General features: G+C 71.2%; 28 protein-coding genes, 1 tRNA gene and 1 riboswitch. Of the genes, 16 read left to right on the forward strand and 13 right to left on the reverse strand.

All coding sequences use genetic code 11. The features are described from left to right. Positions 1-8: 8 nt before the first annotated feature. The 4 genes from KBX43_RS18155 to KBX43_RS18170 all read right to left on the reverse strand — a co-directional run bounded on the left by KBX43_RS18155 (position 9) and on the right by KBX43_RS18170 (position 3597). A complete protein-coding gene (locus KBX43_RS18155) occupies positions 9-659 on the reverse strand; it encodes an aminodeoxychorismate/anthranilate synthase component II (RefSeq protein ID WP_064448127.1) in 651 nt (216 codons plus the stop codon). A gap of 5 nt (positions 660-664) precedes the next feature. Next, entirely contained in the window at positions 665-937 is a 273-nt protein-coding gene (locus KBX43_RS18160) for a hypothetical protein (protein WP_030500496.1), read from the reverse strand. A gap of 3 nt (positions 938-940) precedes the next feature. Next, the gene (locus KBX43_RS31610) at positions 941-2074 is read right to left on the reverse strand and encodes a class E sortase (protein WP_231915605.1); all 1134 of its coding nucleotides are present in this window, start codon (positions 2072-2074) and stop codon (positions 941-943) included. 716 nt (positions 2075-2790) lie between these two features. Then, positions 2791-3597, reverse strand: coding sequence for a DUF881 domain-containing protein (locus KBX43_RS18170; protein ID WP_043327617.1), 807 nt, complete (start codon positions 3595-3597; stop codon positions 2791-2793). Positions 3598-3827: 230 nt separating this feature from the next. Here KBX43_RS18170 and KBX43_RS18175 point away from each other — a divergent pair, with 230 nt between their 5' ends. From KBX43_RS18175 to KBX43_RS18195, 5 genes are all read left to right on the forward strand, one after another. Then, positions 3828-4091: a cell division protein CrgA gene (locus tag KBX43_RS18175; RefSeq protein ID WP_209963882.1), complete on the forward strand. Its 264-nt coding sequence runs from the start codon at positions 3828-3830 to the stop codon at positions 4089-4091. 179 nt (positions 4092-4270) lie between these two features. Next, on the forward strand, positions 4271-6469 hold the full coding sequence (locus KBX43_RS18180) for a (Fe-S)-binding protein (protein ID WP_210885823.1): 2199 nt from the start codon (positions 4271-4273) through the stop codon (positions 6467-6469). 138 nt (positions 6470-6607) lie between these two features. Next, complete coding sequence (locus KBX43_RS18185; RefSeq protein WP_043327614.1) at positions 6608-7915, forward strand: hemolysin family protein; 1308 nt, start codon at positions 6608-6610, stop codon at positions 7913-7915. Next, positions 7908-8912, forward strand: coding sequence for a hemolysin family protein (locus KBX43_RS18190; RefSeq protein ID WP_064447992.1), 1005 nt, complete (start codon positions 7908-7910; stop codon positions 8910-8912). Before KBX43_RS18185 ends, KBX43_RS18190 begins: the two co-directional genes overlap by 8 nt. A gap of 170 nt (positions 8913-9082) precedes the next feature. Beyond that, positions 9083-10093, forward strand: coding sequence for a C40 family peptidase (locus tag KBX43_RS18195; protein WP_064448126.1), 1011 nt, complete (start codon positions 9083-9085; stop codon positions 10091-10093). 65 nt (positions 10094-10158) lie between these two features. Here the strand turns inward: KBX43_RS18195 and KBX43_RS18200 are convergent, their stop codons facing one another. Beyond that, positions 10159-12192, reverse strand: coding sequence for an N-acetylmuramoyl-L-alanine amidase (locus KBX43_RS18200; RefSeq protein ID WP_064447991.1), 2034 nt, complete (start codon positions 12190-12192; stop codon positions 10159-10161). Between the two features lie 238 nt (positions 12193-12430). Beyond that, a riboswitch (cyclic di-AMP (ydaO/yuaA leader) is annotated at positions 12431-12568 on the forward strand. Between the two features lie 13 nt (positions 12569-12581). Here KBX43_RS18200 and KBX43_RS18205 point away from each other — a divergent pair. Then, positions 12582-13613: an NlpC/P60 family protein gene (locus KBX43_RS18205; RefSeq protein WP_043327611.1), complete on the forward strand. Its 1032-nt coding sequence runs from the start codon at positions 12582-12584 to the stop codon at positions 13611-13613. A 64-nt stretch (positions 13614-13677) separates the two neighbouring features. Here KBX43_RS18205 and dcd read toward each other — a convergent pair whose 3' ends face one another. Beyond that, positions 13678-14256 carry a dCTP deaminase gene (dcd, locus tag KBX43_RS18210; RefSeq protein ID WP_210885827.1) on the reverse strand — a complete coding sequence of 193 codons (579 nt, stop codon included), beginning with the start codon at positions 14254-14256 and terminating at the stop codon, positions 13678-13680. A 78-nt stretch (positions 14257-14334) separates the two neighbouring features. Between dcd and KBX43_RS18215 the strand changes: the two genes are divergently transcribed. Then, positions 14335-14880: a pyridoxamine 5'-phosphate oxidase family protein gene (locus KBX43_RS18215; protein WP_064447989.1), complete on the forward strand. Its 546-nt coding sequence runs from the start codon at positions 14335-14337 to the stop codon at positions 14878-14880. Positions 14881-14952: 72 nt separating this feature from the next. Here KBX43_RS18215 and KBX43_RS18220 read toward each other — a convergent pair whose 3' ends face one another. Continuing rightward, entirely contained in the window at positions 14953-15945 is a 993-nt protein-coding gene (locus tag KBX43_RS18220; protein ID WP_043327608.1) for a zinc metalloprotease, read from the reverse strand. A gap of 268 nt (positions 15946-16213) precedes the next feature. Here KBX43_RS18220 and KBX43_RS18225 point away from each other — a divergent pair. After that, a tRNA-Gly gene (locus KBX43_RS18225) sits at positions 16214-16287 on the forward strand. Between the two features lie 51 nt (positions 16288-16338). Here the strand turns inward: KBX43_RS18225 and KBX43_RS18230 are convergent. Next, positions 16339-16902 (reverse strand): tyrosine-type recombinase/integrase, encoded by a 564-nt coding sequence (locus tag KBX43_RS18230; protein WP_307851554.1) that lies wholly within the window; start codon positions 16900-16902, stop codon positions 16339-16341. A 414-nt stretch (positions 16903-17316) separates the two neighbouring features. Then, positions 17317-18066, reverse strand: coding sequence for an NYN domain-containing protein (locus tag KBX43_RS18235; protein ID WP_064447980.1), 750 nt, complete (start codon positions 18064-18066; stop codon positions 17317-17319). A 502-nt stretch (positions 18067-18568) separates the two neighbouring features. Between KBX43_RS18235 and KBX43_RS18240 the strand changes: the two genes are divergently transcribed. The 5 genes from KBX43_RS18240 to KBX43_RS18260 all read left to right on the forward strand — a co-directional run bounded on the left by KBX43_RS18240 (position 18569) and on the right by KBX43_RS18260 (position 21254). Then, the gene (locus tag KBX43_RS18240; protein WP_064447979.1) at positions 18569-18877 is read left to right on the forward strand and encodes a hypothetical protein; all 309 of its coding nucleotides are present in this window, start codon (positions 18569-18571) and stop codon (positions 18875-18877) included. Further along, the gene (locus KBX43_RS18245) at positions 18870-19262 is read left to right on the forward strand and encodes a hypothetical protein (RefSeq protein ID WP_043327605.1); all 393 of its coding nucleotides are present in this window, start codon (positions 18870-18872) and stop codon (positions 19260-19262) included. The genes KBX43_RS18240 and KBX43_RS18245 overlap by 8 nt, the downstream gene beginning before the upstream one ends. Positions 19263-19481: 219 nt before the next feature. Beyond that, complete coding sequence (locus KBX43_RS18250) at positions 19482-19901, forward strand: hypothetical protein (RefSeq protein ID WP_043327604.1); 420 nt, start codon at positions 19482-19484, stop codon at positions 19899-19901. An 88-nt stretch (positions 19902-19989) separates the two neighbouring features. Continuing rightward, entirely contained in the window at positions 19990-20460 is a 471-nt protein-coding gene (locus KBX43_RS18255; RefSeq protein WP_043327603.1) for a hypothetical protein, read from the forward strand. A gap of 182 nt (positions 20461-20642) precedes the next feature. Then, entirely contained in the window at positions 20643-21254 is a 612-nt protein-coding gene (locus KBX43_RS18260; protein WP_210885830.1) for a dihydrofolate reductase family protein, read from the forward strand. Here the strand turns inward: KBX43_RS18260 and KBX43_RS18265 are convergent. Further along, the gene (locus KBX43_RS18265) at positions 21233-21739 is read right to left on the reverse strand and encodes a GNAT family N-acetyltransferase (RefSeq protein ID WP_210885833.1); all 507 of its coding nucleotides are present in this window, start codon (positions 21737-21739) and stop codon (positions 21233-21235) included. The genes KBX43_RS18260 and KBX43_RS18265 overlap by 22 nt on opposite strands. A gap of 9 nt (positions 21740-21748) precedes the next feature. Then, positions 21749-22144, reverse strand: coding sequence for a VOC family protein (locus tag KBX43_RS18270; protein WP_210885836.1), 396 nt, complete (start codon positions 22142-22144; stop codon positions 21749-21751). A gap of 87 nt (positions 22145-22231) precedes the next feature. Here KBX43_RS18270 and KBX43_RS18275 point away from each other — a divergent pair, with 87 nt between their 5' ends. The 3 genes from KBX43_RS18275 (at position 22232) to KBX43_RS18285 (ending at position 25189) form a co-directional block, all read left to right on the forward strand. Further along, the gene (locus KBX43_RS18275) at positions 22232-23128 is read left to right on the forward strand and encodes a LysR family transcriptional regulator (protein ID WP_210885839.1); all 897 of its coding nucleotides are present in this window, start codon (positions 22232-22234) and stop codon (positions 23126-23128) included. 76 nt (positions 23129-23204) lie between these two features. Continuing rightward, the gene (locus KBX43_RS18280) at positions 23205-24257 is read left to right on the forward strand and encodes a MerR family transcriptional regulator (protein ID WP_210885841.1); all 1053 of its coding nucleotides are present in this window, start codon (positions 23205-23207) and stop codon (positions 24255-24257) included. A 50-nt stretch (positions 24258-24307) separates the two neighbouring features. Next, a complete protein-coding gene (locus KBX43_RS18285; RefSeq protein WP_064448122.1) occupies positions 24308-25189 on the forward strand; it encodes an LLM class flavin-dependent oxidoreductase in 882 nt (293 codons plus the stop codon). On the opposite strand, the gene KBX43_RS18290 is transcribed toward KBX43_RS18285, so the two are convergent. After that, positions 25186-25599: an ASCH domain-containing protein gene (locus KBX43_RS18290; RefSeq protein WP_210885854.1), complete on the reverse strand. Its 414-nt coding sequence runs from the start codon at positions 25597-25599 to the stop codon at positions 25186-25188. The two genes, KBX43_RS18285 and KBX43_RS18290, sit on opposite strands and share 4 nt — an antisense overlap. Positions 25600-25638: 39 nt before the next feature. Then, positions 25639-26187, reverse strand: a complete 549-nt coding sequence (locus tag KBX43_RS18295) for a phosphoribosyltransferase family protein (RefSeq protein WP_176722851.1) — start codon at positions 26185-26187, stop codon at positions 25639-25641. Between the last annotated feature and the right edge of the window lie 30 nt (positions 26188-26217).

Below are 26217 nucleotides of genomic sequence, written 5' to 3' on the forward strand. Positions count from 1 at the left end.
CGGGCGGGTCAGGCTGCGGCGAAGGCGGCCCGGCGGCGGGCGTCGACCTCGGCGGCCAGCTCCGGGGCACGCTCCAGCGCTTCCGGGAAGCCGCAGGCGGCCAGCCAGTTCGCCAGCATGAGGTGACCGCCCTCGGTCAGCACCGACTCCGGGTGGAACTGCACGCCCTCGATGGGCAGCGTCCGGTGCCGCATCGCCATCACCACGCCGGAGCCGGTCCGGCCGGTGACCTCCAGCTCGTCCGGCAGCGTCTCGGGCAGTACGGCGAGTGAGTGGTAGCGGGTGGCGGTGAACGGGTCGGGCAGGCCGGCGAGCACGCCCACACCGTCGTGGCGTACCTCTGAGGTCTTGCCGTGCAGCAGCTCCGGCGCGCGCGCCACTGTGGCGCCGAACGCCTCGCCGATCGCCTGGTGACCGAGGCAGACGCCGAAGATCGGGAGCTTGCCGGCGTACTCGCGGATGACGTCCAGGCAGATGCCGGCGCGGTCCGGGCTGCCCGGACCGGGCGACAGCAGGATGCCACCGGCGCCCGCGCGGCCCACCTCGGCGACGTCGATCTCGTCGTTGCGCCGTACGTCGCAGTCGGCCCCGAGCTGGCCGAGGTACTGCACGAGGTTGAAGACGAACGAGTCGTAGTTGTCGATCACCAGGACACGCATCGGGGTCACCTGTTCGGGGTGGGGGGCGGGGCGTTGTTCGTCTCGGTGCTGTACGGCAGCTCCTCGTCGCCGGGCAGCCCGGTCGGCTCGGTGAGCCCGCCGTCACCCGGTACGCCGGAGTCCTGGGTGACCTGCACGTCGTCGAACGGCAGCAGCGGCTCGGCCCACGGGAACACCACGAACCAGAGCAGCGCGACGGTGGCGGTGGCCAGCAGCAGCGAGCCGATCAGCTTTCCGGGCAGCCCGAAGGGAAGTTTCCGCCAGATCCAGGAGTACACGGCTCACGTCTCCAGTTCGGCCGGGCGGCCCGCCGACTTGGCCTGGACGGTGTCCAGCCGGGCGTGGATGATCAGCCGCTGGTAGTTGTCGAACTTCGGGTTGCAGGTGGTGAGCGTGAGCAGCTTCTCGGTGGGCTTCTGGCCCGGCTTGCCCGGCACCGGCGCGACCACCTCGACCTGGGACGGCTTGACGATGCGCTGCTCGTACACGCGGTAGACGAGCCAGTCGGTGCGGGTCTCGACCACTATGGCGTCGCCGGTCTTCAGCTCGTCCAGCCGCCAGAACGTGGAGCGGATCCGGTGGCCCGCCACGGCGAAGTTGCCCACCTCGCCGGGCATGGCGCTGTCCGGGTAGCGGCCCGGGGCGTACCGGATGTCGTTGGGGGTGACCCCCTCGACCACCACCCAGTGCTTGTCGAACTTGGGGATGTAGAGGCCGGCGACCGGTTTTCCGTTGGCCGGCGGCTTCGGCTTCACGGTCGGCCCGGTGGTCGGGGCGACCGTCGGGTCCGCGCCCCACTCCTGGGCGAGCTGGCTGTTCAGGTCGCTCTGGTGGGCGTCGACGATGACCGCCTTGCCCCAGATCTCGTAGCCGGCGAAGAGGAGCACCACCAGGCCGAACGTGATGAGCAGTTCGCCGGCGCCGCGTACGACGGTGCGCAGCCGGGAGCCGGCGCTGGGGCGGGTCAGCTCGGAGTAGACGCTCCGGTAGCCCTCGCCGGTCTGCTCGGGCCGCAACTGCACCACCCGCTCGCCGCGCCGGGGGCGGGGCGGCTCGGCCGGTGGCTCGTCGCCGCTGTCCGCCGCGTCCGGCGCCGGAGGCACCGCGCCCATCAGCCCGGTGGCGTCCATCCGGGGGTCCGCGGGCGGCCGGGTGACGGCGGGCAGCACCGCCGTCGCTCCCGGGTCGGCCGGCGGGGTCCGGTCCGCGTCGGCCGGGCCGCCGAACCGGGGTACGCCGGGCGCACCGGCCGCCTGCCGTCCCTCGCCCCCCGGCGTACGTCCTCCGTTCTCCCACGGCTGCGGGCCGGTGTGCGGCGGCTGGGCCCCGCGCACACCGCGTTCCGGCGGGAGCGCGCCGCCGGCCGGGCGGGCGGGATTCTGGTGCGCCGCCGGTCCGTACGCGCCCGGCCGCATCTGCCGCTCACCCGTCCCGGGCGGGGCGTCGCCGGGTCGCGTCCGGCGTTCACCCGCCGGGGGTGGGACGTCGCCCGGTCGCGTCGTGCGTTCGCCCGTCCGGGGCGGCACGTCGGCCGGCGTGGCGGGACGCATCCCGGGCCCGCGCTGGGGCGCGGCCGTGTGCTGCGGTGGACCGCCCGGCTGGCCGGTGCCGGGTCCGGCCGGCCCGGCGAAACGCGCCGGGCCGGACCCGCCCGCGCCCGGACGGCCGGGCGATCGGTGCGCCGACTCGGGGATCCCGTCACCGGAAGGCTGGAACCCGGACTCGGGAACTCTGCCACCGGAGGGCTGGAACCCGGATTCGGGAATCCCGCCGGCGGAGGGGCGGAACCGCCTGTCGGCCTCGGCGCGGTGCGGGCCGGCCGGCGGATGGGCCTGGTTGCCCGGCCAGGGCGGCGGAGCGGACCGTGGCGGGCCGGGCGGTGGCGGGGCGGTCGACGGTGGGGCGGTCGACGGCGGGGCGGTCCGTGGCGGGGCGCTCCGTGGTGGGGCGGGCGTCGGTGGGAACGGGCCCCGTCGCGCCGGAGAGGTGTGCGACGGTCCGGCGTCGGGCCAGGGCAGGTCGAGCGGGGGCGGCGACGCCGGGGCGGGGGCCGGGCGCTCGACCTTGGGGAGGAACGCGGTGGGCTCCTCCTGGCGGTCGTGGCCGCGGCGGTCCCGGGGGTCGCCGCCGCTCACCGGGGCACCGTCGCCGACTGCAACGCGGTGGAGTCCTCGAACGCCGGCACGGTGACTGTGGAGACGCGCTCGACGTAGCCGAGTTGGTAGTGCTCAGCCACTTCCTTGAACACCCGCACTCCCTCAGAGGCGGCGAGCGCCCGCTGGAGTTCCGCGGGGTCGCCGATTGCCACGATCTTGAAAGGAGGGGAGTACACCCGGCCGTGCAGCAGCAGGGTGTTACCGACGCAGCGTACCGCGCTGGTGCTGAGCACGCGGACGTTCATGATTGACATGGCCTCCGCGCCGCCGGCCCAGAGCGCGTTGACCACCGCCTGGACGTCGCCCTGGTGCACGACCAGGTCGTCGTTGCTGGCGCCCTTGGGCAGCGGCTGGTCGGGCCGGCGGTCGGCGTCGTTCAGCTCGACCGTCACGCCGCTGCCGGTGAGCGCGGTGAACCCGGCGGCCTGCCGGCTCGCGGCGGCCCGGTCCCGTTCGGTCTTGATCGGCCCGTCGGCGCCGGCCAGCGCGGCGGTCTGCTCCTCCACCTCGGTGCGGAGCCGGGCGGCCTTCGCCTCGCTCGCCGCCACCTGCTCCCGGCGGTCCTCGATCAGCTGGGTGAGCTGGGGCCGGCGGTCCTCGCGCAGCGGCGTGCCGCCCGCGGTGGTGGCGGTGGTGGTGAACAGCAGCCCGGCCGCGGCGGCGATCAGGGGTACGCCGATCGACCAGCCCGGGCGGCGCTGGCGGGCGCGCCGGGGCAGCAGGGCGGCTGCCGCGCGGCGGAGGACCTTCTGCCAGGAGGCGGCGCCGGACGTGTACTCCACCGGGCGTTCCCTTTCCCGTCGTCTCGTTCCGGCTCGCGCCGATGCGAACCGACCTGATCGACCCGGAAAGTCCGCTCTTTCCGGTTACTGAGTGCACCGGCCTGGCCCCATTCGTGGCCTGGACGGTCCGTCGGGACTACGCTAGCTGTCGAACATTATTGGCCATGGACCGTCGCCCTCGCGCCCGGTTGTCAGGCCGGACGAGGTCGTACCCCCCTCTGGAGAGCGTCGTGCCCAAGTCTCAGGTCCGCAAGAAGAAGGTGTACACCCCGCCCACGGACGTTCGTCCGACGGCGACGGCGTCGACGCGCAAGCCTAGCCCGGTCTGGCTGCCGGTTACGGCGGTCGCGCTGATCGTGATCGGCATCGGCTGGCTGGTGCTCTACTACCTGTCCGAGCAGGCGTACCCGGTCGCCACCTGGGGTTACTGGAACCTCGCTGTCGGCTTCGGCGCGATGGTCTCCTCGCTGATCCTGCTCTCCCGCTGGCGCTGAGCCGGCCGCCCGTCGACCCGGCGTAGGTCACGCCACGCCGCCCCTGCCAGGCGCTTCGTCGCCGCTACACCTAAGGTGTGCGCAGGGCGGCGTGGCCTGGTGCGAGAAGACTCACGTTACTGCTGGGTAACCTTGCGCGTAGGCTGCACGGACAAGCAGCAGACCGGGAGGCCAACTCGATGGGCAGCGTCCAGATCGTCACCACGATCCTCGCGGCCGCCATCACCGCTGTCGCGGTGTGGCTTGCGGTGCGCGCGGTCATGAAGATGACCGCCGTCATCCGGCTCGGTCAGCCCGCGCCGGAGCGCTTCGGCGACAAGGGCGCGCGTACCAAGAAGATGCTGGTGGAGACCGCAGGTCACACCCGCATGCTGAAGTGGAGCGTGGTCGGCGCCGCCCACTGGTTCGTGATGGTCGGCTTCATCGTGCTGTCGCTGCTGGTGCTGGAGGCCTACTTCGAGGTCGTCTCGACCGGTGGCGGGTTGCCGATCATCGGGCACTGGACGATCTTCGGCCTGGTCACCGAGTGGATCGGCATCCTCGGCCTGGTCGGCATCCTGGTACTGATGGCGATCCGCCTGCGCAACCGGCCGGGCCGCGCGGAGAACCGCTCCCGGTTCACCGGTTCGAGCATGTGGCAGGGCTACTTCGTCGAGTGGGTCGTCCTGCTGGTCCTGATCTTCGGGTTCGTGATCCGGGGCTTCAAGGTCGCCACCGACCACTTCGAGTACCCGGTCTGGGCCGCCCCGCTCAGCCACGCGATCGGCTCGGTCCTCCCGAACTGGGAGGCCGGCGTCAGCGTCGCCGCGCTCATCAAGATCTGCATCTCGATGACCTGGCTCATCGTGATCTCGCTGAACGTCACCATGGGCGTGGCCTGGCACCGCTTCCTGGCCTTCCCGAACATCTTCTTCAAGCGCGACCCGGAGAAGCCGGCCGGCTCCGGCCTCGGCCCGCTGCGCCCGATGACCAGCGAGGGCAAGCCGCTGGACTTCGAGGAGGCCGACCCGGAGAAGGACCAGTTCGGCGTCGCCCAGGTCGAGCAGTTCAGCTGGAAGGGCCTGCTCGACTTCAGCACCTGCACCGAGTGCGGCCGCTGCCAGTCGCAGTGCCCGGCCTGGAACACCGGCAAGCCGCTGTCGCCGAAGCTGCTGGTGCTGAGCCTGCGCGACCACGCGTACGCCAAGGCGCCCTACCTCCTGGCCGGCGGCGGCAAGGACCTCACCGGCGAGGAGAAGGCGACGCAGGATCAGCTGGCCGGCGTCGACGTGCTCGCCATGGCCGAGGCCGACCGGCCGCTGATCGGCACCGCCGAAGAGGGCGGCGTCATCGACCCGGACGTGCTCTGGTCCTGCACCACCTGTGGCGCGTGCGTCGAGCAGTGCCCGGTGGACATCGAGCACGTGGACCACATCGTCGACATGCGCCGCTACCAGGTGCTGATCGAGTCGAGCTTCCCGTCCGAGGCCGGCGTCATGCTGCGCAACCTGGAGAACAAGGGCAACCCGTGGGGTGCCCCGCAGAACACCCGCGAGGACTGGACCAAGGGCCTCGGGTTCGAGGTGCCTCGGGTCGGCGAGGTCGACGACTTCGAGTACCTGTTCTGGGTCGGCTGCGCCGGCGCGTTCGAGGACCGGGCCAAGAAGACCACCCGTGCGGTCGCCACGCTGCTCAACGAGGCGGGCGTCTCCTTCGCCATCCTCGGCGAGGGCGAGACCTGCTCCGGTGACCCGGCCCGCCGCATCGGCAACGAGTTCGTCTTCCAGATGCTCGCCCAGCAGAACGTCGAGACGCTGAACGAGGCGTTCGAGGGCCGGGAGAAGAGCAAGCGCAAGATCGTCGCCACCTGCCCGCACTGCTTCAACACGCTCGGCAACGAGTACGGCCAGCTCGGCGGCGAGTTCGAGGTCGTGCACCACACCCAGTTGCTGGCCCACCTGGTCAGCGCCGGCAAGCTCACCCCGGTGCAGCCGGTGGACGGCGGCGTCACCTACCACGACCCGTGCTACCTGGGCCGCCACAACCGGATCTTCGCCGCGCCGCGTGAGGTGCTCGGCGATTCGATCCAGGGCGAGCTGACCGAGATGCCGCGTAACAGCGAGCGCTCCTTCTGCTGCGGCGCCGGCGGCGCCCGGATGTGGATGGAGGAGAAGATCGGCAAGCGGATCAACGTGGACCGGGTCGAGGAGGCCATGTCCACCGGGGCGAAGACCATCGCGGTCGGCTGCCCGTTCTGCTCGACGATGCTGAACGACGGCGTGAACGGCAAGGGCGCGGGCGAGCAGGTCGAGGTGGTCGACGTGGCCAGCGTGCTGCTGCGCTCGGTCAAGCCGGAGGCCCCGGCCGGCGAGCCGGAGGTCGCGCCGAGCGCGAGCTGAGGCGTACCCCGGCAGAAGCCGGACCACGACGGCGGCGGCACCCGTGCGGTGCCGCCGCCGTCGCGCGCCACGGGGGCCCACCGTCGGCGCTCGCGTGCCACAATCACGCCCATCGACGGCCTTCTTCTTCTGACGCTGTTGCCCCTGGTCGGTTTCGTGCTGCTGACCGCCGGCAACGCCTTCTTCGTCGCGGCCGAGTTCGCCCTCGTCACCGTGGACCGGGCGGAGATCGACAGGCGGGCCGGCGAGGGCGACGGCCGGGCCGCCACGGTACGCCGCGCGCTGCGCGAACTGTCCTTCCAGCTCTCCGGCGCGCAACTCGGCATCACCCTCACCGCGCTGCTCACCGGCTACCTCGCCGAACCCGCGCTGGCCCGGATCTTCGCCCCGCTGCTGCATCCGCTCGGCGGCGCGGAACGCTTCTCCGGCCTGCTCGCGCTGGCCCTCGCCACGCTCATCTCGATGCTCTTCGGCGAGCTGGTGCCGAAGAACCTGGCGCTGGCCCGCCCGATGCCGGCGGCGCTCGCCACCGCCGCGCCGATGCGCGCGTTCTCCCGCATGTTCGGCTGGCTGATCCGGCTGCTGAACGAATCAGCCAACCGGCTGGTGCGCCGCCTCGGCGTGGAGCCGCAGGAGGAGCTGGCCAGCGCCCGCTCCCCGGAGGAGCTGGGCCTGCTCGCGGCCATCTCGGCGCGGGCCGGCGCGCTGCCGCCGGACACCGCGATGCTGCTGCGGCGCACGATCCGCTTCGGCGACAAGCGGGCCGCCGAGGCGATGACGCCCAGGGTGGACGTGACAGCGCTGCGCGCCACCGCGTCCGTCGCCGACCTGCTGGACCTCTCCCGGCAGACCGGCCGGACCCGGTTCCCGGTCTACGAGGAGACGCTCGACCTGGTCACCGGCGTCGCCGGGGTGCCCGACGCGCTGGGGGTGCCGCTGGCCCGCCGGGCCGTCACCTCGGTGGCCGCGGTGGCCCGGGAACCGGTGTACGTGCCGGAGAGCCTCAACCTGAACGGGGTGCTGGCCGCGCTGAAGGCCGCCGGGGCGGACCTGGCGATCGTGGTGGACGAGTACGGCGGCACCGACGGCGTGGTGACGGTGGAGGACCTGGTCGAGGAACTGGTCGGGGAGATCGCCGACGAGTTCGACCCGGACGCGGTCGACGACGCCGGGCCGGTGGAGCTCACCGTGCCGGGCGGCGAGCGGACCGTCCTGGCCGACGGCGTGCTGCGCGCCGACGAACTGGTCGAGCAGACCGGGTTCCGGCTGCCCGACGGGCCGTACGAGACGCTGGGCGGCTTCCTGATGGCGCGGCTGGGCCACATCCCGGTGCCGGGCGAGACGGTCGACGAGGCCGGGTACGAGTTCACGGTGGTGGAGGTCGACCGGCACCGGATCGAGCAGGTGCGGGTGGTGCGCCCCGAGGAGCCCGACGACGGTGCCTGAGCTACTCGTGGCGGTGGTGTTGCTGCTCGGCAACGCGTTCTTCGTGGGCAGCGAGTTCGCGCTGATCGCCTCCCGCCGTACGGTGATCGAACCGCTTGCGGCGACGTCGAAGCGGGCCCGGTGGGCGCTCGCAGCGATGAACCAGATTCCGCTGATGATCGCCGGAGCGCAGCTCGGCATCACCGTCTGTTCCCTCGGCCTCGGCGCGATCGCCGAGCCGGCGCTGGCCCACCTGCTGGAGGGGCCGTTCGCCGCGCTGGGGATGCCCGCCTCGGCGGTGCACCCGGTGACCTTCGTCATCGCGCTGGCGGTGGTGGTGTTCCTGCACACGGTGGTCGGCGAGATGGTGCCGAAGAACATCACGCTGGCCGGTCCGGAGCCTTCGGCGCTCTGGCTCGGCCCGGCCATGCTGGCGTTCTGCCTGGTCACCAAGCCGCTGCTGCTGGCGATGAAGTGGGCGTCCCGGCAGGTGCTGCGGTGGTGGCGGGTGGAGGCGACAGACGCGGTGAAAACCGTGTTCACCGCCGAGGAACTGGCCGGGCTGGTCTCGCAGGCGCGTACCGAGGGGTTGCTGGACGCCGAGGAGCACGCCCGGATCACCGGCGCGCTGGCCCTGCACAGCCGTACGGCGGCGGACGCGCTGCAACAGTGGTCCACTGTCACCACAGTCGCCGAGGACGTCTCACCGGCGTCGCTGGAGGTGCTGGCGACCCGCACCGGCCGGTCCCGCTTCCCGGTGGTGCAGCGGTCCACCCGCCGGGTGCTCGGTTTCGTGCACGTGAAGGACGTGCTCGGCTACGCCGGCGCGAGTCGCCGGGCCCCCGTGCCGGCCGCTGTCTACCGGCCGCTGGCGGTGGTGCCGCCGGACCGTACGCTCGCCGACCTGCTGCTCGCGATGCGCCGCGAACGCCGCCACATGGTGCTGGTCAGCGACGGACGGCGGCCGATGGGCGTGGTGACGCTCGACGACGTATTGACAGCCATCGTCGGAAGATGAAATGAATACCCTTGGTGTGCAATCGATTGCGGATACGTGATTGAACAAACGGTCGCCTTGATTCCACCGGACGCCTTCCCTAATGTGGGGCACCGACCGCTGTGGGTCGTCTGCCTCGATCTTCCCTCTCGCGAGGCGCCCGGCGGTCGGTTGCAAAGGAGTCCGTGCCGGTGGCAACCACGCCCCCTCAACGTCACGCCCCGAGCGCTCCACCCGGCCGACGTGCCGGGTTCCACCGGATGGCACGCCGTCTGGTCACCCTGGTCGCGGCCGCCGCGGTCGGCGCCGGGATGCTGACGGCTCCGGCGCACGCGGCGCCGTCGGTGGACGAGATCGACGCGCAGATCGACAAGCAGTGGGAGCAGCTCGAACCCACCATCGAGCAGTTCAACAAGGTCCGCTCGCAGCTTCGCGCCAACCAGAAGAAGTCCAAGGCGCTGAAGGACAAGATGGTGCCGCTGGAGCTGGCCTCCACGCTCGCCATGAACAAGGTCGGCGACATCGCGGCCCGCTACTACATCCAGGGCCCGTCGCAGGAGCTGGGCGCGCTGCTGGTGAGCACCAAGCCGGGCACGCTGGCCGAGCAGCTGGTCATGCTGGACCGGATCGCCGACGACCAGCGCCGTCAGATCGCCGGTGTGCTCAAGGTGCGGGACGAGTACAACAGGCAGAAGGAGAAGCTCGACGAGCTGATCGAGCTGGAGACCAAGCAGCAGAACGACCTCGCGGCGAAGAAGAAGCAGATCGACTCGGAGATCAAGCGGCTCACCGCGATGCTGCCGGTGACCTCGATCCGCCCGGCGGGCTGCCCGAAGATCGACGGCGTGGTGAGCAGCGCCGCGCGTACCGCGATCGCGACGGCGTGCGCCCAGGTCGGCGACCCGTACGTGTGGGGCGCCACCGGCCCGAACGCGTTCGACTGCTCCGGCCTCACGCAGTACGCGTACAAGGCGGCGGGCATCTCGCTCACCCACTTCACCGGCGCGCAGTGGAACGAGGGCCGCAAGGTGTCCCGTTCCGAGGCGCGCCCGGGTGACCTGGTGTTCTTCGGCTCCGATCTGCATCACGTCGGGCTCTATCTCGGCAACGGGGTGATGGTGCACGCGCCCCGGACAGGCAAACCGGTCCAGGTGTCGAGCATCAACACCCAGCCGCTCGCCGGCTTCGTCCGGGTCACCTGACCTCGGTCACACCGAAAGGCCCCCGGTCCGCACGGACCGGGGGCCTTCGCGTTCTCGGGGAGAGGTCAGCGCGGCGCGCCGACCGGGGACGGCAGGATCAGCACGTCGTCCAGGTTCACGAACATGATCCGGTGGCCGAACTGGACCTGCACGTACTGGTTCTTCCCGCGTACCACGGTCCGGTCACCCGGCGCGGAACCGTCGAACGAGACCGCCCGGTAGTACTCGCCGGGCAGCACCCCGCCGACCGCGTACCGCTGGCCGGCGGCGAACGTGTACTGCAGCGGAGAGATGGCCTGGTACGGGATGGTGTCCGGGTAGGCGGACTGCTCCGGGTAGGCGCGGCCGTACACCGGGATGGTGGCCTTGCCGGGCCGCGGGGTCACCACGAAGCCGGTGGCCCACTTGGCGGTGGGCGCGGAGGCCGGGTTGTGGAACCACGCCTTCTGGCCGAGGTACCAGATCGCGGTCCAGTCGCCCTGCCGGCCGGCGAGCGCGTACGTCTGGCCGGCCGAGGCGCGGGCGCCGTGGTCGGAGATGTACATGGTGTCCGGCGTGCCGTCCGGGCGCAGCCCGAGGTCGTTGACGAGCGGGGCGTCCGGGCTCGGCGCGGTCCGCAGGATCACCGCGGAGGAGCCGCGCGAGGGGCACGGCTGCGCCGGCGGGGTGGGCGTCGGGACGCCCGGCGGCTGCTGGTTGCAACCGGTGAACGCGGGCCGGTTGGTGGCGAAGTCCGGGTCGATGGTGACCAGGCCGGTCTTCGCCGTGCCGGTGCCGCGGAACGGCGCCTTCATCAGGTCGAAGTAGTGCGACCAGTCCCAGTAGGGCCCCGGGTCCCAGTGCATGCCGCCCACGTTGGCGGCGGTGATGCCGGGCACGTTGTCGTGGCCGATGATGTGCTGCCGGTCCATCGGGATGCCGAACTTCAGCGCCAGGTGGCGGACCAGCTTGGCGGAGGTGCGGTACATCGCCTCGGTGTACCAGGTGCCCTGGCCGGCGAAGCCCTCGTGCTCCAGGCCGATGGACTTGGCGTTGACGTACCAGTTGCCGGCGTGCCAGCCGACGTCCTTGGTCTTGATGTGCTGGGCGATGTAGCCGTCCACCGAGCGCAGCGTGTAGTGCCAGCCCAGGTAGTCGGCCCGCTTCACCAGGTCGACGCTCGGGCCGAAGTAGCCCTCGGTGTCGTGGATGACGATGTACTCGATCTTCTGCTGCTTCGGCCGGTCAGCCAGGTCGTGGTTGCCGTAGTCGCCCGGGTCGTCGCTGAGCTGCTCGTAGGGCGCGGGAATCCACTCGCAGGCCAGCCGGACCGGGCACTCCAGCCCGTCCGGCCGCTGCGCGGTGCGCAGGCCGAGGCGGGCCAGCCGGGAGCGGTCCGGCTTCGCGGCGGTGGCGGCGAGCGTGACCCGCTGGCCGTCGTCGGTGGTCCGGGTGGCGCCCTGGCCGAGCTGGTCGTAGACCTCGTCGGCGAAGGCCGCCGCCGCGTCGGCGGTGTCCGCGCCGGAGTAGCGGGCCACCGCGGCGTACCAGGCCGCCGGGTCGGTGCCGGCGCCGACCGGCCCGCCCAGAGCCTTCTGGTACGACGACAGCAGCGCCGCGCCGCCGCGGATGTTCGCGGCCGGGTCGGTGCGCAGCGTCCCCGCGTCCAGCCCGGTGAGCGCGGCGGCCGCGTCGAGCGTCTGGAGCGAGGCGCTCGGCAGCGGCGTCTCCCGCGTCGGCGCGGCGGCGGTGGCCGGGTCGAGCTTCAGCGGCCGGGAGTCGTCGCCGCGCGGGTCCTCGTCCTCGTCGACGTGGGCGCTGCCCGGCGTGGCGAGGATGTGCGCGGCGTCGGTCAGGTGCATCGGGCCGTAGCCGCCGCTGGTGCTGGGCTGACCCGGGTGGGTGTCCCAGCGGGACTCCAGATAGGAGACACCGAGCAGCACGTTCTGGGGCACGCCGTACTCGGCCGCGGCGGCGGCGTATTGTTGTTGCCGGTCGCTCGCGGGCGCGGACGTGTCCGGCGCGGCGGTAACCGGGCCGGTGGTCGCCAGCGCGGTGGCCGTGGCCACGGCGGCGGCGAGCAGTATCCGTCTGCCCGACGGCGGGGCGGAGAGATGCATCGAACCTCCTGGACAGGGATGGGGGTCACTGCGTTTCCACCCTCACTCCGCACACCCGCGACGGTCAATACCTTTCCAGTAAGTAATCAGTCGTGAAAGAAAATTTCACCTCCGTGCGCGGTGTGGCGCTGGATCGCGTACGGAGTGTCACGGCGCTGGAAGTTGCGGATCGATAACGGTGGTCCCTACTCTGGTGAATCGTCGGCCGCACGTCTCACCGTCCAACCCGGTCGGTGACGGTCCGACACCGCCGAGTCGCCTCCGGGCGAGCCGGGGAACCAGGTACCTGGGGTGAATCCGCAGCGCTGCTGCGGTAGGGCGGCTCCCTTCCCGCCCGAATCCGTCAGCTAACCCGGTAGGCGGTACGGAAGAAGGAGTACGGACGCCCGGTGGCACTCCATGCCCCGCGGCCGTCGTCGAACCGGTCGGTCGACCGGTCCAGCGCCGCGCCGCGTTCCCGCTGGTCCCGCTTCACCACCGCCCTCGCCGCACTGGTCGGCACCGCCGTCGTACTGACCGGCGGCGCCACTGCGGCACACGCCGAACCCTCGGTCGCCGAGATCGAGGCCCAGATCGACCGCGACTGGAACAAGCTCGAACCGGTCATCGAGCAGGTCAACGACGTACGCGAGCAGCTCGCCGCGCGGCGCAGGCAGGCCGACGCGCTCGGCCGCCAGATCGCACCCCTCCAGGCGCGGGTGGACGCCGCGCTCGGTCAGGTCGGCGGCCTCGCCGCCGACGCCTACAAGGCCGACAACCTCTCCACGGTCAACGCGCTGCTCGGCAGCCGCTCACCCGGTGACCTGGTCGACGGCCTGGAGCTGCTCGACCGCTTCGCGCACCGCCAGCACGAGCAGGTGCGCTCGGTCGCCGCGCTGCGCGACGAGCTGGCGGCGAAGAAGAAGCCGCTGGACGAGATGATCGCCGGCCTGGCGCGCACCGAGGCCCAGCTCGCGGCGAAGAAGAAGCAGATCGACGCCGAGATCGCCAAGCTGGAGAAGCTGCGGCTCAAGGTGTACGGCAAGGGCGGCGGCGGCCCGCTGCGCCCGGCGCCCTGCCCGGCCGGCTATCCCGGCGGCCCGGCCGGAGCGGCGGTGAAGTTCGCCTGCGCCCAGATCGGCAAGATCTACGTCTGGGGCGCCGCCGGCCCGGACCACTTCGACTGCTCGGGCCTCACCATGGCGGCCTGGGCCAAGGGCGGCGTCTCGCTGCCGCACAGCGCACGCCAGCAGCACGGCGTGACGAAGCGCATCAGCCGGGCCGAGCTGCGCGCCGGCGATCTCGTCTTCTACTACAGCGACCTGCACCACGTGGCGATGTACGTGGGCGACGGCTGGGTGGTGCACGCCTCCCAGTCCGGCAAGCCCATCACGATGAAGCGGGTCGACGACGGCGACATCAACAGCTACGGCCGCGTGTAAGGAAGGGCCCCCTCTTAACGCCTCCGGTAGAGGAGGGGGCCCTTCTTAACAACTGCGCCCGGCGTCAGCGCGTCGGCCAGGTGCGCCAGCTCTGCCAGGACCGGCTCGGCGTCGGGCCGCGCTGCCCCTGGTAACGCGAGCCGTAGACGGCCGAGCCGTACGGGTGCTCGGCCGGCGAGGAGAGCCGGAAGATGCAGAGCTGGCCGATCTTCATGCCGGGCCAGAGCGTGATCGGCAGGTTCGCCACGTTCGACAGCTCCAGCGTGACGTGGCCGGAGAAGCCGGGGTCGATGAAACCGGCTGTCGAGTGGGTCAGCAGACCCAGCCGCCCCAGGCTCGACTTGCCCTCGATTCGGCCCGCGAGCTGGTCGCCCAGCGAGATCACCTCAAGCGTGGAGGCGAGCACGAACTCGCCCGGGTGCAGCACGAACGGCTGGCCCTCGGGCACCTCCACCATCGAGGTGAGGTCGTCCTGCTGGACCGACGGGTCGATGTGTGTGTAGAGGTGGTTGTTGAAGACCCGGAACAGCCGGTCCAGGCGTACGTCGATGCTCGACGGCTGCACCAGCGTGGGCTCGAAGGGCTCCAGCGCGAGCGTGCCGGCCTTGATCTCGGAGATCAGGTCGCGGTCGGAGAGCAGCATCGGAACACCATAGCGACCGGTATGGGTGACCTGCGTGTCGCACTACTTCTTCGTACACGTGTTCGATAGGATGTCCGCATGGCTTCCTGGTCCGAATTCGCCGCCGACGAGCCCCGCCTCGCCGGCGAGATCCGCCTCCTGATGCAGCAGTACGGGCCGGGCTTCGGCTACCTCGCCACGGTCCGCGCCGACGGCGGCCCCCGCGTGCACCCGGTCTCCCCGGTGTTCACCGACGACGGCCTATGGTGCTTCGTCATCGACTCGCCGAAGCGCCGCGACCTCGAACGCGACGGCCGCTACGCGCTGCACTCGTTCCCGCCCGAGGAGAGCGACGACGAGGCGTACGTCGCGGGGCGCGCGCGGCCGGTGACCGACCCGGCCACCGTGACGCGGCTGGCCCGGATCGCCCGCGCGTCGCCACATGGTGACTGGCGGCTGTTCGAGTTCACAGTCGAGGCGGCGATGCTGACCCGGCGCGACCCTGTCGCCCAGCCCGGCGCCGCTCCGCCGCAGGTGCGGGTGTGGCTCGACCCGCTCGGGGCCGAACCGGCCCGGCGTGAGCCGGTGGGCGCGGAGGGCCGGCGCGGCCGGCACGGCTTCGACACCCGCCGCCCGGCCGCCTGACCCCGACCCCGAAACGAGCGGTGCCGGCCCCGTCCGAGGACAGGGCCGGCACCGGTACGCGGTACGAGGCGGTCAGGCTGCGCGGTAGGCGTTCCACGCGGTGAGCATGCGGCTCGCCTGGCCGGCGGTGAACTGGTACATGCAGGAGTCGTACGTGTAGTCCATGAAGTTGGTGATCGGGTCCTTGCCGGCGGTCGAGCAGGTGTCGCGGCCGGTCGGGCACTGGTACGCCGGGGACGCCTCGGCCGGGGTGTCGGAGACGCTGTCGCCCGAGCCGGAGCAGCCGCCCTGGAAGGTGTGGTAGAGGTTCAGCCAGTGGCCGACCTCGTGGGTGCCGGTGTCACCCTGGTTGTAGTTGGTGGCGGTGCCGCCGGGCAGCGACTCGTTGAGCACGACCACGCCGTCCATCTTGTCCAGCGTCCGCTTCGGGAACGTCGCCCAGCCCAGCAGGCTGTCGCTCAGCTCGCCGAGGTAGATGTTCAGCGTGTTCTTGCCGCCCTCACGCAGCGAGGTCTTCATCGAGCGCTCGGCGGAGGAGCCCTGCACGATCGGGTACCACGACGGGTTGGTCACCCGGTTGATCTTCGTGAGCTGGAAGCCGAAGGCGGTGGCGGCGCCGCCGGTCGAGCCCGCGTACGACTGGTTCAGCACGGTGATCTGCTGGTTGATCATCGAGTCGGTGATGTTGCCGCCGGCCCGGGTGCTGTTCTCCTGGATGACGTGCACGACGACCGGGATCGTCACGGTGGCCAGCGGGGTGACCGCGCCGGTCCGGAAGTTGGCCCGCTCGCGCTGCGCGGCGGCGAGGTCGGCCTCCCGGTCCTGGACCTGCTTGGCGGTCAGGTGGTTGGGGTCGAGCTTGGCGTTGCCGCCCTTCGCGACGCGAGCGTTCGCGTGCTCGTCGGCGTGGGCGTCAGCAGGCTCGGCGCAGACGCCGGCCGGGGCGGCCGAGAAGGCCGAAGCAGCGGGAACGACGCCGACGGCGGCGGTGCTGAGCAGCAGCGCGAGGGTCGACGTCGCGACACCGGCGGTACGCCGGGTCAGCAGGTTGGGACGGAGTCCCATGGGCCCACCTCTTTCTGACGGCGTGCCAGGGGGTGTGTCACGCCGGTGCGGAAACGTGGGGCAGACGTTACATCCCATCGATGCATTTGAGAATGCCCATACGTTTCCGACGTGCAACTTCGCGCCTGCCGGCTCCGGTGAGTGCTTGATCCACTCCAGTTCGGGGAGGTGGCTGGGTCAACCGCCCGCCGATGCCGCCACCTCGCCGAGGTGGCGCGCGCACCTGAGTGCACGGGGGTGGGGGGCTTCAGGTAGAGTGGTGCCGCCTGCGGGTGTAGTTCAATGGCAGAACATCAGCTTCCCAAGCTGACAGTGCGGGTTCGATTCCCGTCACCCGCTCCAACGTGAGGCCCCAGCTCAGGACAGGTTTCCTGGCTGGGGCCTCGTTCGTTGCTACCGCTTCTTGCGCTGGCCGTGCCCGCTACGTGCCCGATCACGGCCCTTCTTGATCTGCTCGCTGAGCCCGCTCGCGATGTGCTCGTCGCGCTCCTTGGCGGTGTGCTGGTAGATCAATGCCGCGCGAGTCGAGGCGTGACCCATCCTGGCCATGAGGTCGGCAAGGCTCGCCCCGGTCCGGGACGCCAGGGTATTACCGGTGTGCCGCAGGTCGTGGAAGTGGAAGCCGGGCAGGCCAGCCGCAGCCACGCAGTCACGCCACTTGCAGGCGGTCTGGAAGTTGGAGCGGCGCAGGACAGCACCCTTCGCGCCGGTGAAGACGAGCGCGTCCTGGTCCTCGTCGACGAAGTCGTCCAGGTGTGGGCGGATGTCACGGCGGATCGCGTCGGGAATGGTGACGGTCCGAATGTCGGCATCGGCGACTGGGCCTGCCGGGGGAGGGGCCGTTCGTGCGTCAAGTCCGTCTTGAAGTTGGCGGGTCGGGCAGCGGCCTGCCCCCGCGAGGCCGGATCGACGGCAGAAAGTCCGGATGGCGAGGATAAGCAGAGTGACGAATGTCACAAATTTCCCCGGCGTGTCGCGTCTTTGAAGCACCCGGCCCCGACTAGGCTCCGGCTAGCTATCCTAGCCTTTGAGCGCCGGAGCCTAGTCGGGGCCGGGTGCGCGGGACTTGACAGCATCCACTACGCTCAGGCCGTCGCTCCGCGATGCTTGCACCCAACGGGCGGCCTGAGCGTAGTGGATGCTCCCTCTTTCGCCCTCTTGTCGCAGGCTCCTGTAGGCCGGTTTGGTGCGAAGCGAACCCCCGCCTTGCCGGCCCTGGCGGTTGCATACCCGCAGGTCAGAGCATGGAAGCGTCGAGGGGTTGGGTGCTTCGGCCCAAAAAAAACCCGGCCCCTCTAGGGGAACCGGGTGGTATATGCGGTGAACTGTAGCGCAGCCTAGTTCGACCTGCAACCGAGACAGACTATAGAGCTACCAGCCGGCTGGGCGCGCGTAGGTGCCGGCAGGGCTCACTACAGGGTCACTGAGCTGACAGGCTTGGAGGTCTCCCGCCGTGAGCTGCTTCCACCAGTGGCTGCCGACCCCGTCCCCTCGTTGTCCCTTCAAGGCTCCTGCCAGGTAGTTCCGCGAGGGGTTAATCGTGCCGACGGGGACGAGTGTCCTCGCATATGACACCGGAAATTTAAGATCACTGTCGTTGGAGATCACGAGGGCCGCGTCTACCTGCGACGTGAGTACGTCGACCAGGAGGTGGGAAGCCACGTTGACGTCGGAACCCTTTTCCTCTCGGTGGGCGTACGACACCATGAATGTCGCGTTTTGTACTGGATTGCCCTGCGCGTCCTGAACCATGATCGGCCACTGCGAGGTTACGAGCTGGGGGCCTGCGCTGCGGCTCTGGGCCTTTACTGCAAGCGGGGCGTACTTCACGCGAGAGACATAGCTGCCGTACTCGATGAGGTCGACGCTCGATGACGCCATCAGAGCCTTGAGGTAGATGTCTTGATCGATGAAGCCCGAGGGGTTGCTAGCCGCGTCGATTACAGCAGTGCAGTAGACGATTCGGTGCGCCTGAGCACCAGCCCAGGTCGGCACGTTGGCTAGCAGGCGCTCTGCAAGGGCCCGGATGTCGAGCCAGCGCCAGCCAGGGGTTCCCTGTCCGCATAGCCCTCGGCCACCGTAGTAGAGGTTGTACCCATCGACATACACTCCAACGCGCACCGGCGAACGCTACCAGTAACGAGCCGGAGTCTTCGACTCTCACGTGCCCGTGGCATGCCCGTTCGGGCGGCCAACAGAGGTCAAGGCGAGGTTCCAGGCAAGGGCCGCCAGTCCAATCACGGTCAAATAAAAAGTACAAAGACTGCCATCTATTCGTGATTGAGCCTGATTCCCAAGCTGACAGTGCGGGTTCGATTCTCGTCACCCGCTCCAGCGTGAAGGCCCTGATCAGGACGTCAGTCCCGGTCAGGGCCTTCGATGTTCCACGAGTGCGGGCCCGGTGGTCCGCCCGGCGGCAAGCCGCCGACAGCCGACGGGTTGCCACGCCCGCATCGGGCAGACAGTCGATCGCGGCCAGGCAATGACGATCGCCAAGGTGGCTGGCGGCCGTCGAGCTTTCGGCGATCGGCTGCCGCACCGGCTACGCCGGCTTGCCCTCGGCCCTCCGGCCTCACCCACACCGCACCGGAACTGACCGCTCAGCGCCGCCTACGCTGTCGCGATGGACGCGGGCAGGGTGTGGCGGCTGTACCGCCGGGGCGAGCTGGCCGGCGAGATCGATGAGCAGACTCACGACTTCCCGTGGACGTACGGCCGATTCCGTCCGCTGCCTGCATTCGAGCCGCTGCGTCCGCTCTTCGTCGCCCGGAACGCCGCCCTCGACGCGGCCGATGACGAGGCCATGATCCGGATCGACGACGAGATTCGGGTCGCCCTCACGATAACCCACCCGGACGGCCACCAGGTGGCCGAGTTTCTTCTCAGCATCGAGGGCGACGAAGCCGGCGCCTATGGTTCTGCACATGAGTGAGAACGCGTTCGTCTTCCCGGCCGTGTCCAGGGCGGACGTGTTGCGGCTCCTGGGTTCCCTCGGTGAGACCCAGTCTGATCAGTGGGTCGCGCCGGGCTCGGTCTTCCTCTGGCTGGTGGAGGAACACCGTGACCTGTACCTCGACTGGGAGCGCGAGATGGTGGCGGAGTTGGAGCGCGTTGTCGGCGAGCGGCCGCCGTGGGCGGTCCAGGTGAACTACCGGTTGTCGCGGCGGCAGGACGCAGTGGCAGCGATCCGGACGCTGCTCGGACGCGGTGGCGTCGCAGTGGACGACTTCGTCGGTCACGTCTGGACGGTTCAGGAAGTCGAGACCGATTCCGTCGTTCGTGGTGGCAGATTCGGCGAGCCGCCGGTTCGCACCTGACGTGCGGACGAGATAGGGCTGCTGACCCCGGCGAGCAGGGCGGTGAGCATCGGGAGAAGCGGCTTATGGTTGAGACGCAGGCCGGCGAGATCGGACGTCGCGAACCAGACCACGGCGTCGTGCTCGTCCGGCGTCCTGCGAGCCGTCGCGAGGCCGCTGCTTGTCGGCCGTCGTCGGTACGATCGCAAGATCCCCATCTGTTGATTAACGGAGAGAACCGTGCAACTGCGCCTGAAGTACGCGCCCGTCCCGGAGAACGCAGCCCGGTTCGCTGGCGACATCGTGGTGTCAGCGGCCCAGGTCAGCGGTGTGCACCTGGACTACACGCCGGACAGCCTGGCATCCGTGGACGCCATCCTCGACGGCTTTCGGGCCGAGGGCCTCATGGCTGGGCAGGTGGCGGAGACTCTCTTCGGCTTCGGTTGCTACGTCGGCGAGGTGTTGAACCGGCATGCCGGTGGACGGTGGCGCGCAACGGCGGCAGACGAACTGACCGTCGTCGGGTGGCCTATGGTGGTGGAGCTCGGCGGGCAGCGCTGGTGCAATCCGATCGCGAAGGCCTTCAAGCGATTGGAGAACGGCCCGGAGGACAGCCTCCGGTACTTCTATGCCGTGTTCGCACCGAGCGGAGCCCGCTAGGGAGGGCGCCGTAGCGCTGATCTCGCCCCCACCGTCGGCGGATCGACTGACACAATGCGGCGTGCGCTCGCGTCTGCGGTTGATCAGGGTGACGACGTCTGCGGTCCAGGTACGGGAGGCGGCCACCGTCGACCTGCCCACGAGTGCGGAGGCAGCCTTCGGCTTCATGGAGGATCCGGCGTCGTCGGTGGCGCTGCACGACTCGACGGAGCTCGGCGTGACGCTGCCCGGCCCGAAGGGAGTCGGCGAGATCCAGGCGTTCGTGGATCGGAGCCCCGGCGGTCGAACGGGCATGATGCACGAGGTGGTCGAGGTGGAACCGGGACGCCGCGCCGTCACCCGCAACCTGACGGCCGGCTGTCCCAGCGGCGGCGTGCTCACCGTTGTGCCGCTCGGGCCCGACTCGTGCCGTCTCACCCAGGAGTTCTGGGCAGAGCTTCCGGCAGGCTCACTGGTGGGCGCCGATGCGCAGGTGCGCCACGAGTACCAGATGTTGCTCGCGGACCTGATGCGGCGGCTCGCCGCCTGGGCCGCTCACGTGCCCCGGGACGCCGCCTAGGTCCAAGGCGGCGAGCACCCCGAAGACAGCGTCCAGGACGGCTTGTCGGTCCGCCGTCACAAGGACGTCGACATCGAGGTGGGAGCCGTGCTCCACGAAATCCATCACGTACACCTCGGCGATGAGTTGCGGGTCGTTGACGGGTCTGTCGGGGGACGAGCGAAAACCGGAGGAGCAGACCCATGGGTACGTTGATCGTGACCGAGTTCCTGACCCTCGACGGCGTGGCGCAGGCGCCCGGCGAGCCCGACGAGGACCGTGACGGCGGTTTCAACCACGGCGGCTGGCAGATGCCGCTGCTGGACGAGAAGTCCGGCACGGTGATGTTCCAGCAGGCGAGCAGCATGGACGCGCTGCTGCTGGGCCGCAAGACGTACGACATCTTCGCCGGCTACTGGCCGAAGGCGCCGGAGGAGATCCCCTTCACCGGCCTGCTCAACGGCGTGCCCAAGTACGTGGCCAGCCGTACCCTCACCGAGCCGCTGGCCTGGGCGAACTCGACGCTGGTGAACGGTGACCTCGCCGAGCGCGTCACCGAGATCAAGGCCCGCCACGACGAGGTGCACGTGATCGGCAGCCTCGACCTGGCGCAGTCGCTGCTGCGCGCCGGTCTCGTGGACCGGCTCAACCTGTGGGTGTACCCGGTGCTGCTCGGCACCGGCAAGCGGCTGTTCGGCGACGGCACGGTGCCGACCGCGCTGCGGCTCACCGAGTCGGTCACCCACGCCCATGGCACGCTCCAGTTGACGTACGAGCCGGCCGGCGCGCCCGCCTACGGCGACGCGGCCGCGTAGGGCACGTCGAGGTCGAGCGTGTGCCGCAGGCCGGGCTCCCCGTCCAGTTCCACCGGACCGTCCGGTACGAAGCCGGCACGCGTGAGCACCGCCAGTGAGGCCGGGTTTGCCAGCGCCGCCGAGGCGACGAGCCGGCGCAGCCCGTACTCGCTGCGGGCCAGTTCGCAGACGCGCCGTACGCCTTCGCCTGCGAGCCCGCGCCCGGCGGCGCGCTCGGCCACGCGGTAGCCCAGCTCGGCGCTGCCGCCTGCGACGTCGACCAGGTTGAAGCGCCCGAGCACGGCGCCGTAGTCGCCGACCAGCACGTGGAAGTGGCAGGTGCCGCGGTCCTGCTCGGCCAGCAGGGCCGCGTGCCGGGCGGCGTAGCCGGTGAAGAAGCCGTCGCCCCGGTCGGGGACGTACTGGGCGAAGTAGGCCCGGTTCTCCCGCTCGAACCGCAGCACGGCGGGCGCGTGGCGGGCGGCGAGTCGTTCCAGCTCCGGCATCGGGCCAGGTTAGGCGTCGGCCGGGTAGGAACGCAGTTCGATTGTGTTGCCGTCCGGGTCGCTGACGTAGATCGAGGTGCCGGTGCCCCGCGCGCCGAAGCGCGGGACCGGGCCGGTCAGCACCGTGAACACCCCGGAGTCGACCACCCGCTGCCAGTCGACCGGCTCCACGACGAGGCAGAAGTGGTCCACGTTGGACCCGGTCGGGTCGCCCGCGATCAGGTCGATGATGGTGCCGGCGTCGACCCGTACGGACGGGAACGGCACCTCGCCGGCCCGCCACCTGTCGACCCGCACCGGGGCCAGCCCGAGCGTGCCGCAGTAGAAGTCGAGGGAACGCTCGACGTCGCTCACCGATAGCACGAGATGGTCGAACCCGGTCACCGTCACGAGATCGTTCCGCATGCCGTCAACTCTGGCCCGGCGCGGCGGCGGGACCAACCCCCGATCGCACTACGATCGTTGACTCACGGGCAACGACGGAGGTGCCGTGTGCTGGAGCGGTACGAGATCGAGACGTTCCTGACCCTGGCCGAGGAGCTGCACTTCGGGCGGACCGCCGAGCGGCTGCGGGTGAGCACCGGACGGGTCAGCCACGTGGTGCGCAAGCTGGAACGCCGCATCGGTGCGCCGCTGTTCGAGCGCACCAGCCGGGTCGTCCGGCTCACCCCGATCGGTGCCCGCCTGGCCGAGGAGATGCGCCCGCTGGTGGCCGGCATCGAGGCGGCGGTGCAGCGGGCCGTGGACGCCGGCCGCGGGCTCACCGGCGAGCTGCGGGTGGCGTACGTCGGCGAGTCGACAGCGCCGGTGCTGCTGCGGGCGGTCGCGCTGTTCACCGAGCGCCACCCGGACTGCGAGGTGCACGTGCACGAGGCGCCGCTGGCCAGCACCCGGTCGAGCCTGCTGGACGGCACGATCGACGTCCTGATCGCCTCGTACCCCTTCGACGGCATGGCGAACGGCCCGGTGCTGCTGCGCGAGCGCCGGGTGCTCGCGGTGGCCGCGGGCCATCCGCTGGCGGCCGAGGAGTCGGTGTCGCTGGAGGTGCTGGGCGACCATCCGGTGGTGCAGTACCCGGCGGTGACGTCGACCGCGTTCAAGCAGGACCGCACGCCGGACCGCACCCCGTCCGGCCGTCCGGTGCCGAAGGGCCCGGTGGGTGGCAGCTTCTCCGAGATGCTGGCGCTCGTCGCGCTGGGGCGCGGGGTGCTGCCGGTGGGCGAGCAGACCCGGCAGTTCTACGCCCGTCCGGACGTGGCCTACGTGCCGATCCACGACGCGCCGCCGATCTGTCGCGGCCCGGTGTGGCCGGCCGGGAACACCACGTCCCGGGTACGCGAGTTCGTCCGCGCGGCGGCCGACGCCAACCCGCTGCCGGACGCGCCTTGACCCGTCCCCTGCGGCAAGGCCCAGCGTGGTCGGTGCCGGTCGCGGTGACCGGCACGAGGAGCGCGAGGGAGGCACGGTGCGACTGCTGACCATCGGCGCGTTCGCCCGCGCGACCGGCCTGAGCGCCAAGGCGCTGCGCATCTACGACGACTGCGGGCTGCTGCCCCCGGCCGCGGTGGACCCGCACTCGGGCTACCGCTACTACGCGCCGGAGCAGGCGGACCGGGCACGGCTGATCGCCGGGCTGCGCCGGGCCGGGATGCCGCTGGCCGAGATCCGTACCGTCTGCGGCCTGCCGCCCGCGGCCGCCGCCGAGGCGCTCGACGACTGGTGGCGGCGGGTCAGCGCGGACACCGCGGCGCGCGGCCGGACCGTCGCGCTCCTCGTCGACAGGCTCAGCGAGAGGGGCACCACCATGTCCGAGACCACCTTCCGGTACGCGACGCGCTGCGAGACCGGCACGGTCCGCGACTCCAACGAGGACACCGCCTACGCGAGCGCCACGCTGCTCGCTGTCGCCGACGGCGTACGCGGCCCGGCCGGGTCCACTGCGAGTGCGGAGGCGGTGGACGCGCTGCGGCCGTTGGAGCAGGCGGACACGCCGCAGGCCGATCTGCTCGCCGCACTGGCCGACGCGGTGACCCGGGCCGACCGGGCGGTACGCGCGCACGCCACCGACGCGGACCAGCCCGCCACCACGCTCACCGCGCTCGTGCGACGCGGCACCCGGCTCGCGCTGGTGCACGTCGGGGACAGCCGGGCGTACCTGCTGCGCGGCGGTGAGCTGTCCCGGCTCACCCAGGACCACACGTACGTGCAGACGCTCGTCGACCAGGGCCGGCTCACCCCGGCCGAGGCGGGATCGCATCCGCAGCGGGCGCTGCTGGCCCGGGCGCTCGGCGCGGGCGCGGAGGTCGAGGCGGACCTGGCGCTGCGGACCGCGCTGCCCGGCGACCGCTACCTGCTCTGCTCCGACGGTCTCTCCGCCGTGGTGGACCCGGGCGCGCTGCACGCCGCGCTGGCCGAGGCGGACGACCCGGAGAGCGCCGTCGAGCGCCTGGTGGAGCTGGCGTACGCGGCCGGCGCACCGGACAACATCGCCTGCGTGGTGGCCGATCTGGCGGCGTGATCACCGCGACCCGGGTCGGAGTGTCCGACCCGGGTCGTACCCTGGCGGGCATGCGAATCGGCATCGTGATCCTGCCTGACCAGCGCTGGTCGGAAGCACGTCGGCGGTGGGCCCAGGTGGACGAGTGGGGCTTCGACCACGCCTGGACCTACGACCACCTGGGCTGGCGTGACCTTGTCGACGGGCCGTGGTTCGACTCGTGGACGACGCTGACCGCGGCGGCCGGCGTGACGTCCCGGGTCAAGCTGGGGACGCTCGTGGCCTCGCCGAACTTCCGGCACCCGGTGGCGTTCGCCCGGCAGGTGACGGCGCTCGACGACGTGTCCGACGGCCGCGTGCTGCTCGGCCTGGGCGCGGGGGGCATCGGCTTCGACTCGGCGGTGCTCGGCGGCGAGACGCTGCCGCCCCGGCAGCGCGTGGACCGGTTCGCCGAGTTCATCGAGCTGCTCGACGCGATCCTGCGGGAGGACGGCACGACCTGGCGCGGGGACTGGTTCACCGCAGTCGACGCGCGCAACAACCCGGGGTGTGTCCAGCAGCCCCGGGTGCCGTTCGTGGTGGCCGCGAACGGTCCCCGCTCGATGCGGCTGGCCGCCCGGTTCGGGCAGGGCTGGGTGACCATCGGGCAGGGCAGCGACGATGTGGAGAGCTGGTGGCGGACGGTCACGGAGCTGTCCGAGCGGATGGACCGCACGCTGGAGCAGGCCGGCCGTGACCCGGCGACGCTGGACCGCTACCTCTCGCTCGACTCCGCTCCGATGTTCTCGCTGACCAGCGCCGACTTCTTCGCCGAGCAGGTGGCCCGGGCGGCCCGGCTGGGCTTCACCGACGTGGTGACGCACTGGCCCCGGGCCAGCAGCTGGTACGCGGGCGACGAGGCGGTGCTGGTGGAGGCGGCGGCGCTGCTGCCGGAGCTGCGCCGGGCCGGTTAGGTGCCGACGCTGCCCTCGGTGGAGACCACCCGGAACCGGAGGCAGACGATCCGGGTGTCGTCGGTGACCGGCGTGCCCTGCCGGGCCCAGTAGGCGCCGTGGCCCTCGCGCCACTCCTCGATCGACCTGTCGCCCTCGCCCTCGGCGCGGGCGAAGTCCCACGGCACGTCGGCGAAGCGCACCACCTCGACGCCTGTCACCTCGATCACGGCGACGAACCGGTCGTTGTCGTCGACCAGGACCAGTCGCTCGCCGACGTACTCCAGTTCCTCGTTCTCGTCGTCGTACTCCTGCACGAGGCCGGCGGTGGCGGTCTTCACGCCGGAGAGCACGAGGGTGTTGAGCCGGGTGCGCAGCTCACCGGGCGTGCCGAGGGCGAGTGCGCGCAATCCACCGATGCGGGGCCACATGCCGCCGACGCTACGGCACGCTCCGCCACCGCCGGCGGCTCACGGCAGGTCGGCGCCGGTGATCAGGGCGCGCAGCCTCAGCCGCGCGGCGACCTCGGGCGGGCAGGTCGCGACGAGCGCGGCAGCGCCGACCAGGTCGGCCCCGGCGTCCCGGACGACCCGGCACAGCGCGTCCAGTTGCGCGCCGGTGTCGACCCAGTCGTCGACGAGCAGCACCCGGTCGCCGGTGCCGAGCCGCCTGCTGTCCACGCCGACCCGCAGCCGCCGGCCCCGGTAGTCGGGGGGTGTCTGCGCCCAGCGCGTCGGCCCGGCCCGGCGTCGCTCGCCGCCGTCCTTGTACGCGGGCAGGAAACCGGCTCCGGCGGCGACCGCGACGAGCGGGCCGAGCAGCAGCCCGGTCACCTCGGGCGCGATCACGACGGTCGGGCGGGCGTCCGGAAAGAGCCCGGCCAGCGCCGGGCCGACCTGGGCGAGCACCTCGGGGTCACGCCACCAGCCGGAGGTGTCGCTGACCAGGTGGGTGCTGCCGGGGCCGGGGTCGATCCACCGGAACAGCTCGACCAGGCGACGGTTCAGCACGGTTTCCATCCTCGCGGATCGGTGGGCCGTTCGGCCGAT

Source organism: Micromonospora sp. C41 (genome assembly GCF_018070485.1).
Taxonomy (GTDB): Bacteria; Actinomycetota; Actinomycetes; order Mycobacteriales; family Micromonosporaceae; genus Micromonospora; species Micromonospora chalcea.

What these genes read in the sequence shown, in the direction of transcription:
- KBX43_RS18155 (WP_064448127.1), bottom strand. Translation starts at nt 659, where the DNA reads ATGCGTGTCCTGGTGATCGACAACTACGACTCGTTCGTCTTCAACCTC.
- KBX43_RS31610 (WP_231915605.1), bottom strand. Translation starts at nt 2,074, where the DNA reads ATGCGGCCGGGCGCGTACGGACCGGCGGCGCACCAGAATCCCGCCCGC.
- KBX43_RS18180 (WP_210885823.1), top strand. Translation starts at nt 4,271, where the DNA reads ATGGGCAGCGTCCAGATCGTCACCACGATCCTCGCGGCCGCCATCACC.
- KBX43_RS18200 (WP_064447991.1), bottom strand. Translation starts at nt 12,192, where the DNA reads ATGCATCTCTCCGCCCCGCCGTCGGGCAGACGGATACTGCTCGCCGCC.
- dcd (WP_210885827.1), bottom strand. Translation starts at nt 14,256, where the DNA reads ATGCTGCTCTCCGACCGCGACCTGATCTCCGAGATCAAGGCCGGCACG.
- KBX43_RS18215 (WP_064447989.1), top strand. Translation starts at nt 14,335, where the DNA reads ATGGCTTCCTGGTCCGAATTCGCCGCCGACGAGCCCCGCCTCGCCGGC.
- KBX43_RS18220 (WP_043327608.1), bottom strand. Translation starts at nt 15,945, where the DNA reads ATGGGACTCCGTCCCAACCTGCTGACCCGGCGTACCGCCGGTGTCGCG.
- KBX43_RS18240 (WP_064447979.1), top strand. Translation starts at nt 18,569, where the DNA reads ATGGACGCGGGCAGGGTGTGGCGGCTGTACCGCCGGGGCGAGCTGGCC.
- KBX43_RS18245 (WP_043327605.1), top strand. Translation starts at nt 18,870, where the DNA reads ATGAGTGAGAACGCGTTCGTCTTCCCGGCCGTGTCCAGGGCGGACGTG.
- KBX43_RS18260 (WP_210885830.1), top strand. Translation starts at nt 20,643, where the DNA reads ATGGGTACGTTGATCGTGACCGAGTTCCTGACCCTCGACGGCGTGGCG.
- KBX43_RS18265 (WP_210885833.1), bottom strand. Translation starts at nt 21,739, where the DNA reads ATGCCGGAGCTGGAACGACTCGCCGCCCGCCACGCGCCCGCCGTGCTG.
- KBX43_RS18270 (WP_210885836.1), bottom strand. Translation starts at nt 22,144, where the DNA reads ATGCGGAACGATCTCGTGACGGTGACCGGGTTCGACCATCTCGTGCTA.
- KBX43_RS18285 (WP_064448122.1), top strand. Translation starts at nt 24,308, where the DNA reads ATGCGAATCGGCATCGTGATCCTGCCTGACCAGCGCTGGTCGGAAGCA.
- KBX43_RS18290 (WP_210885854.1), bottom strand. Translation starts at nt 25,599, where the DNA reads ATGTGGCCCCGCATCGGTGGATTGCGCGCACTCGCCCTCGGCACGCCC.
- KBX43_RS18295 (WP_176722851.1), bottom strand. Translation starts at nt 26,187, where the DNA reads ATGGAAACCGTGCTGAACCGTCGCCTGGTCGAGCTGTTCCGGTGGATC.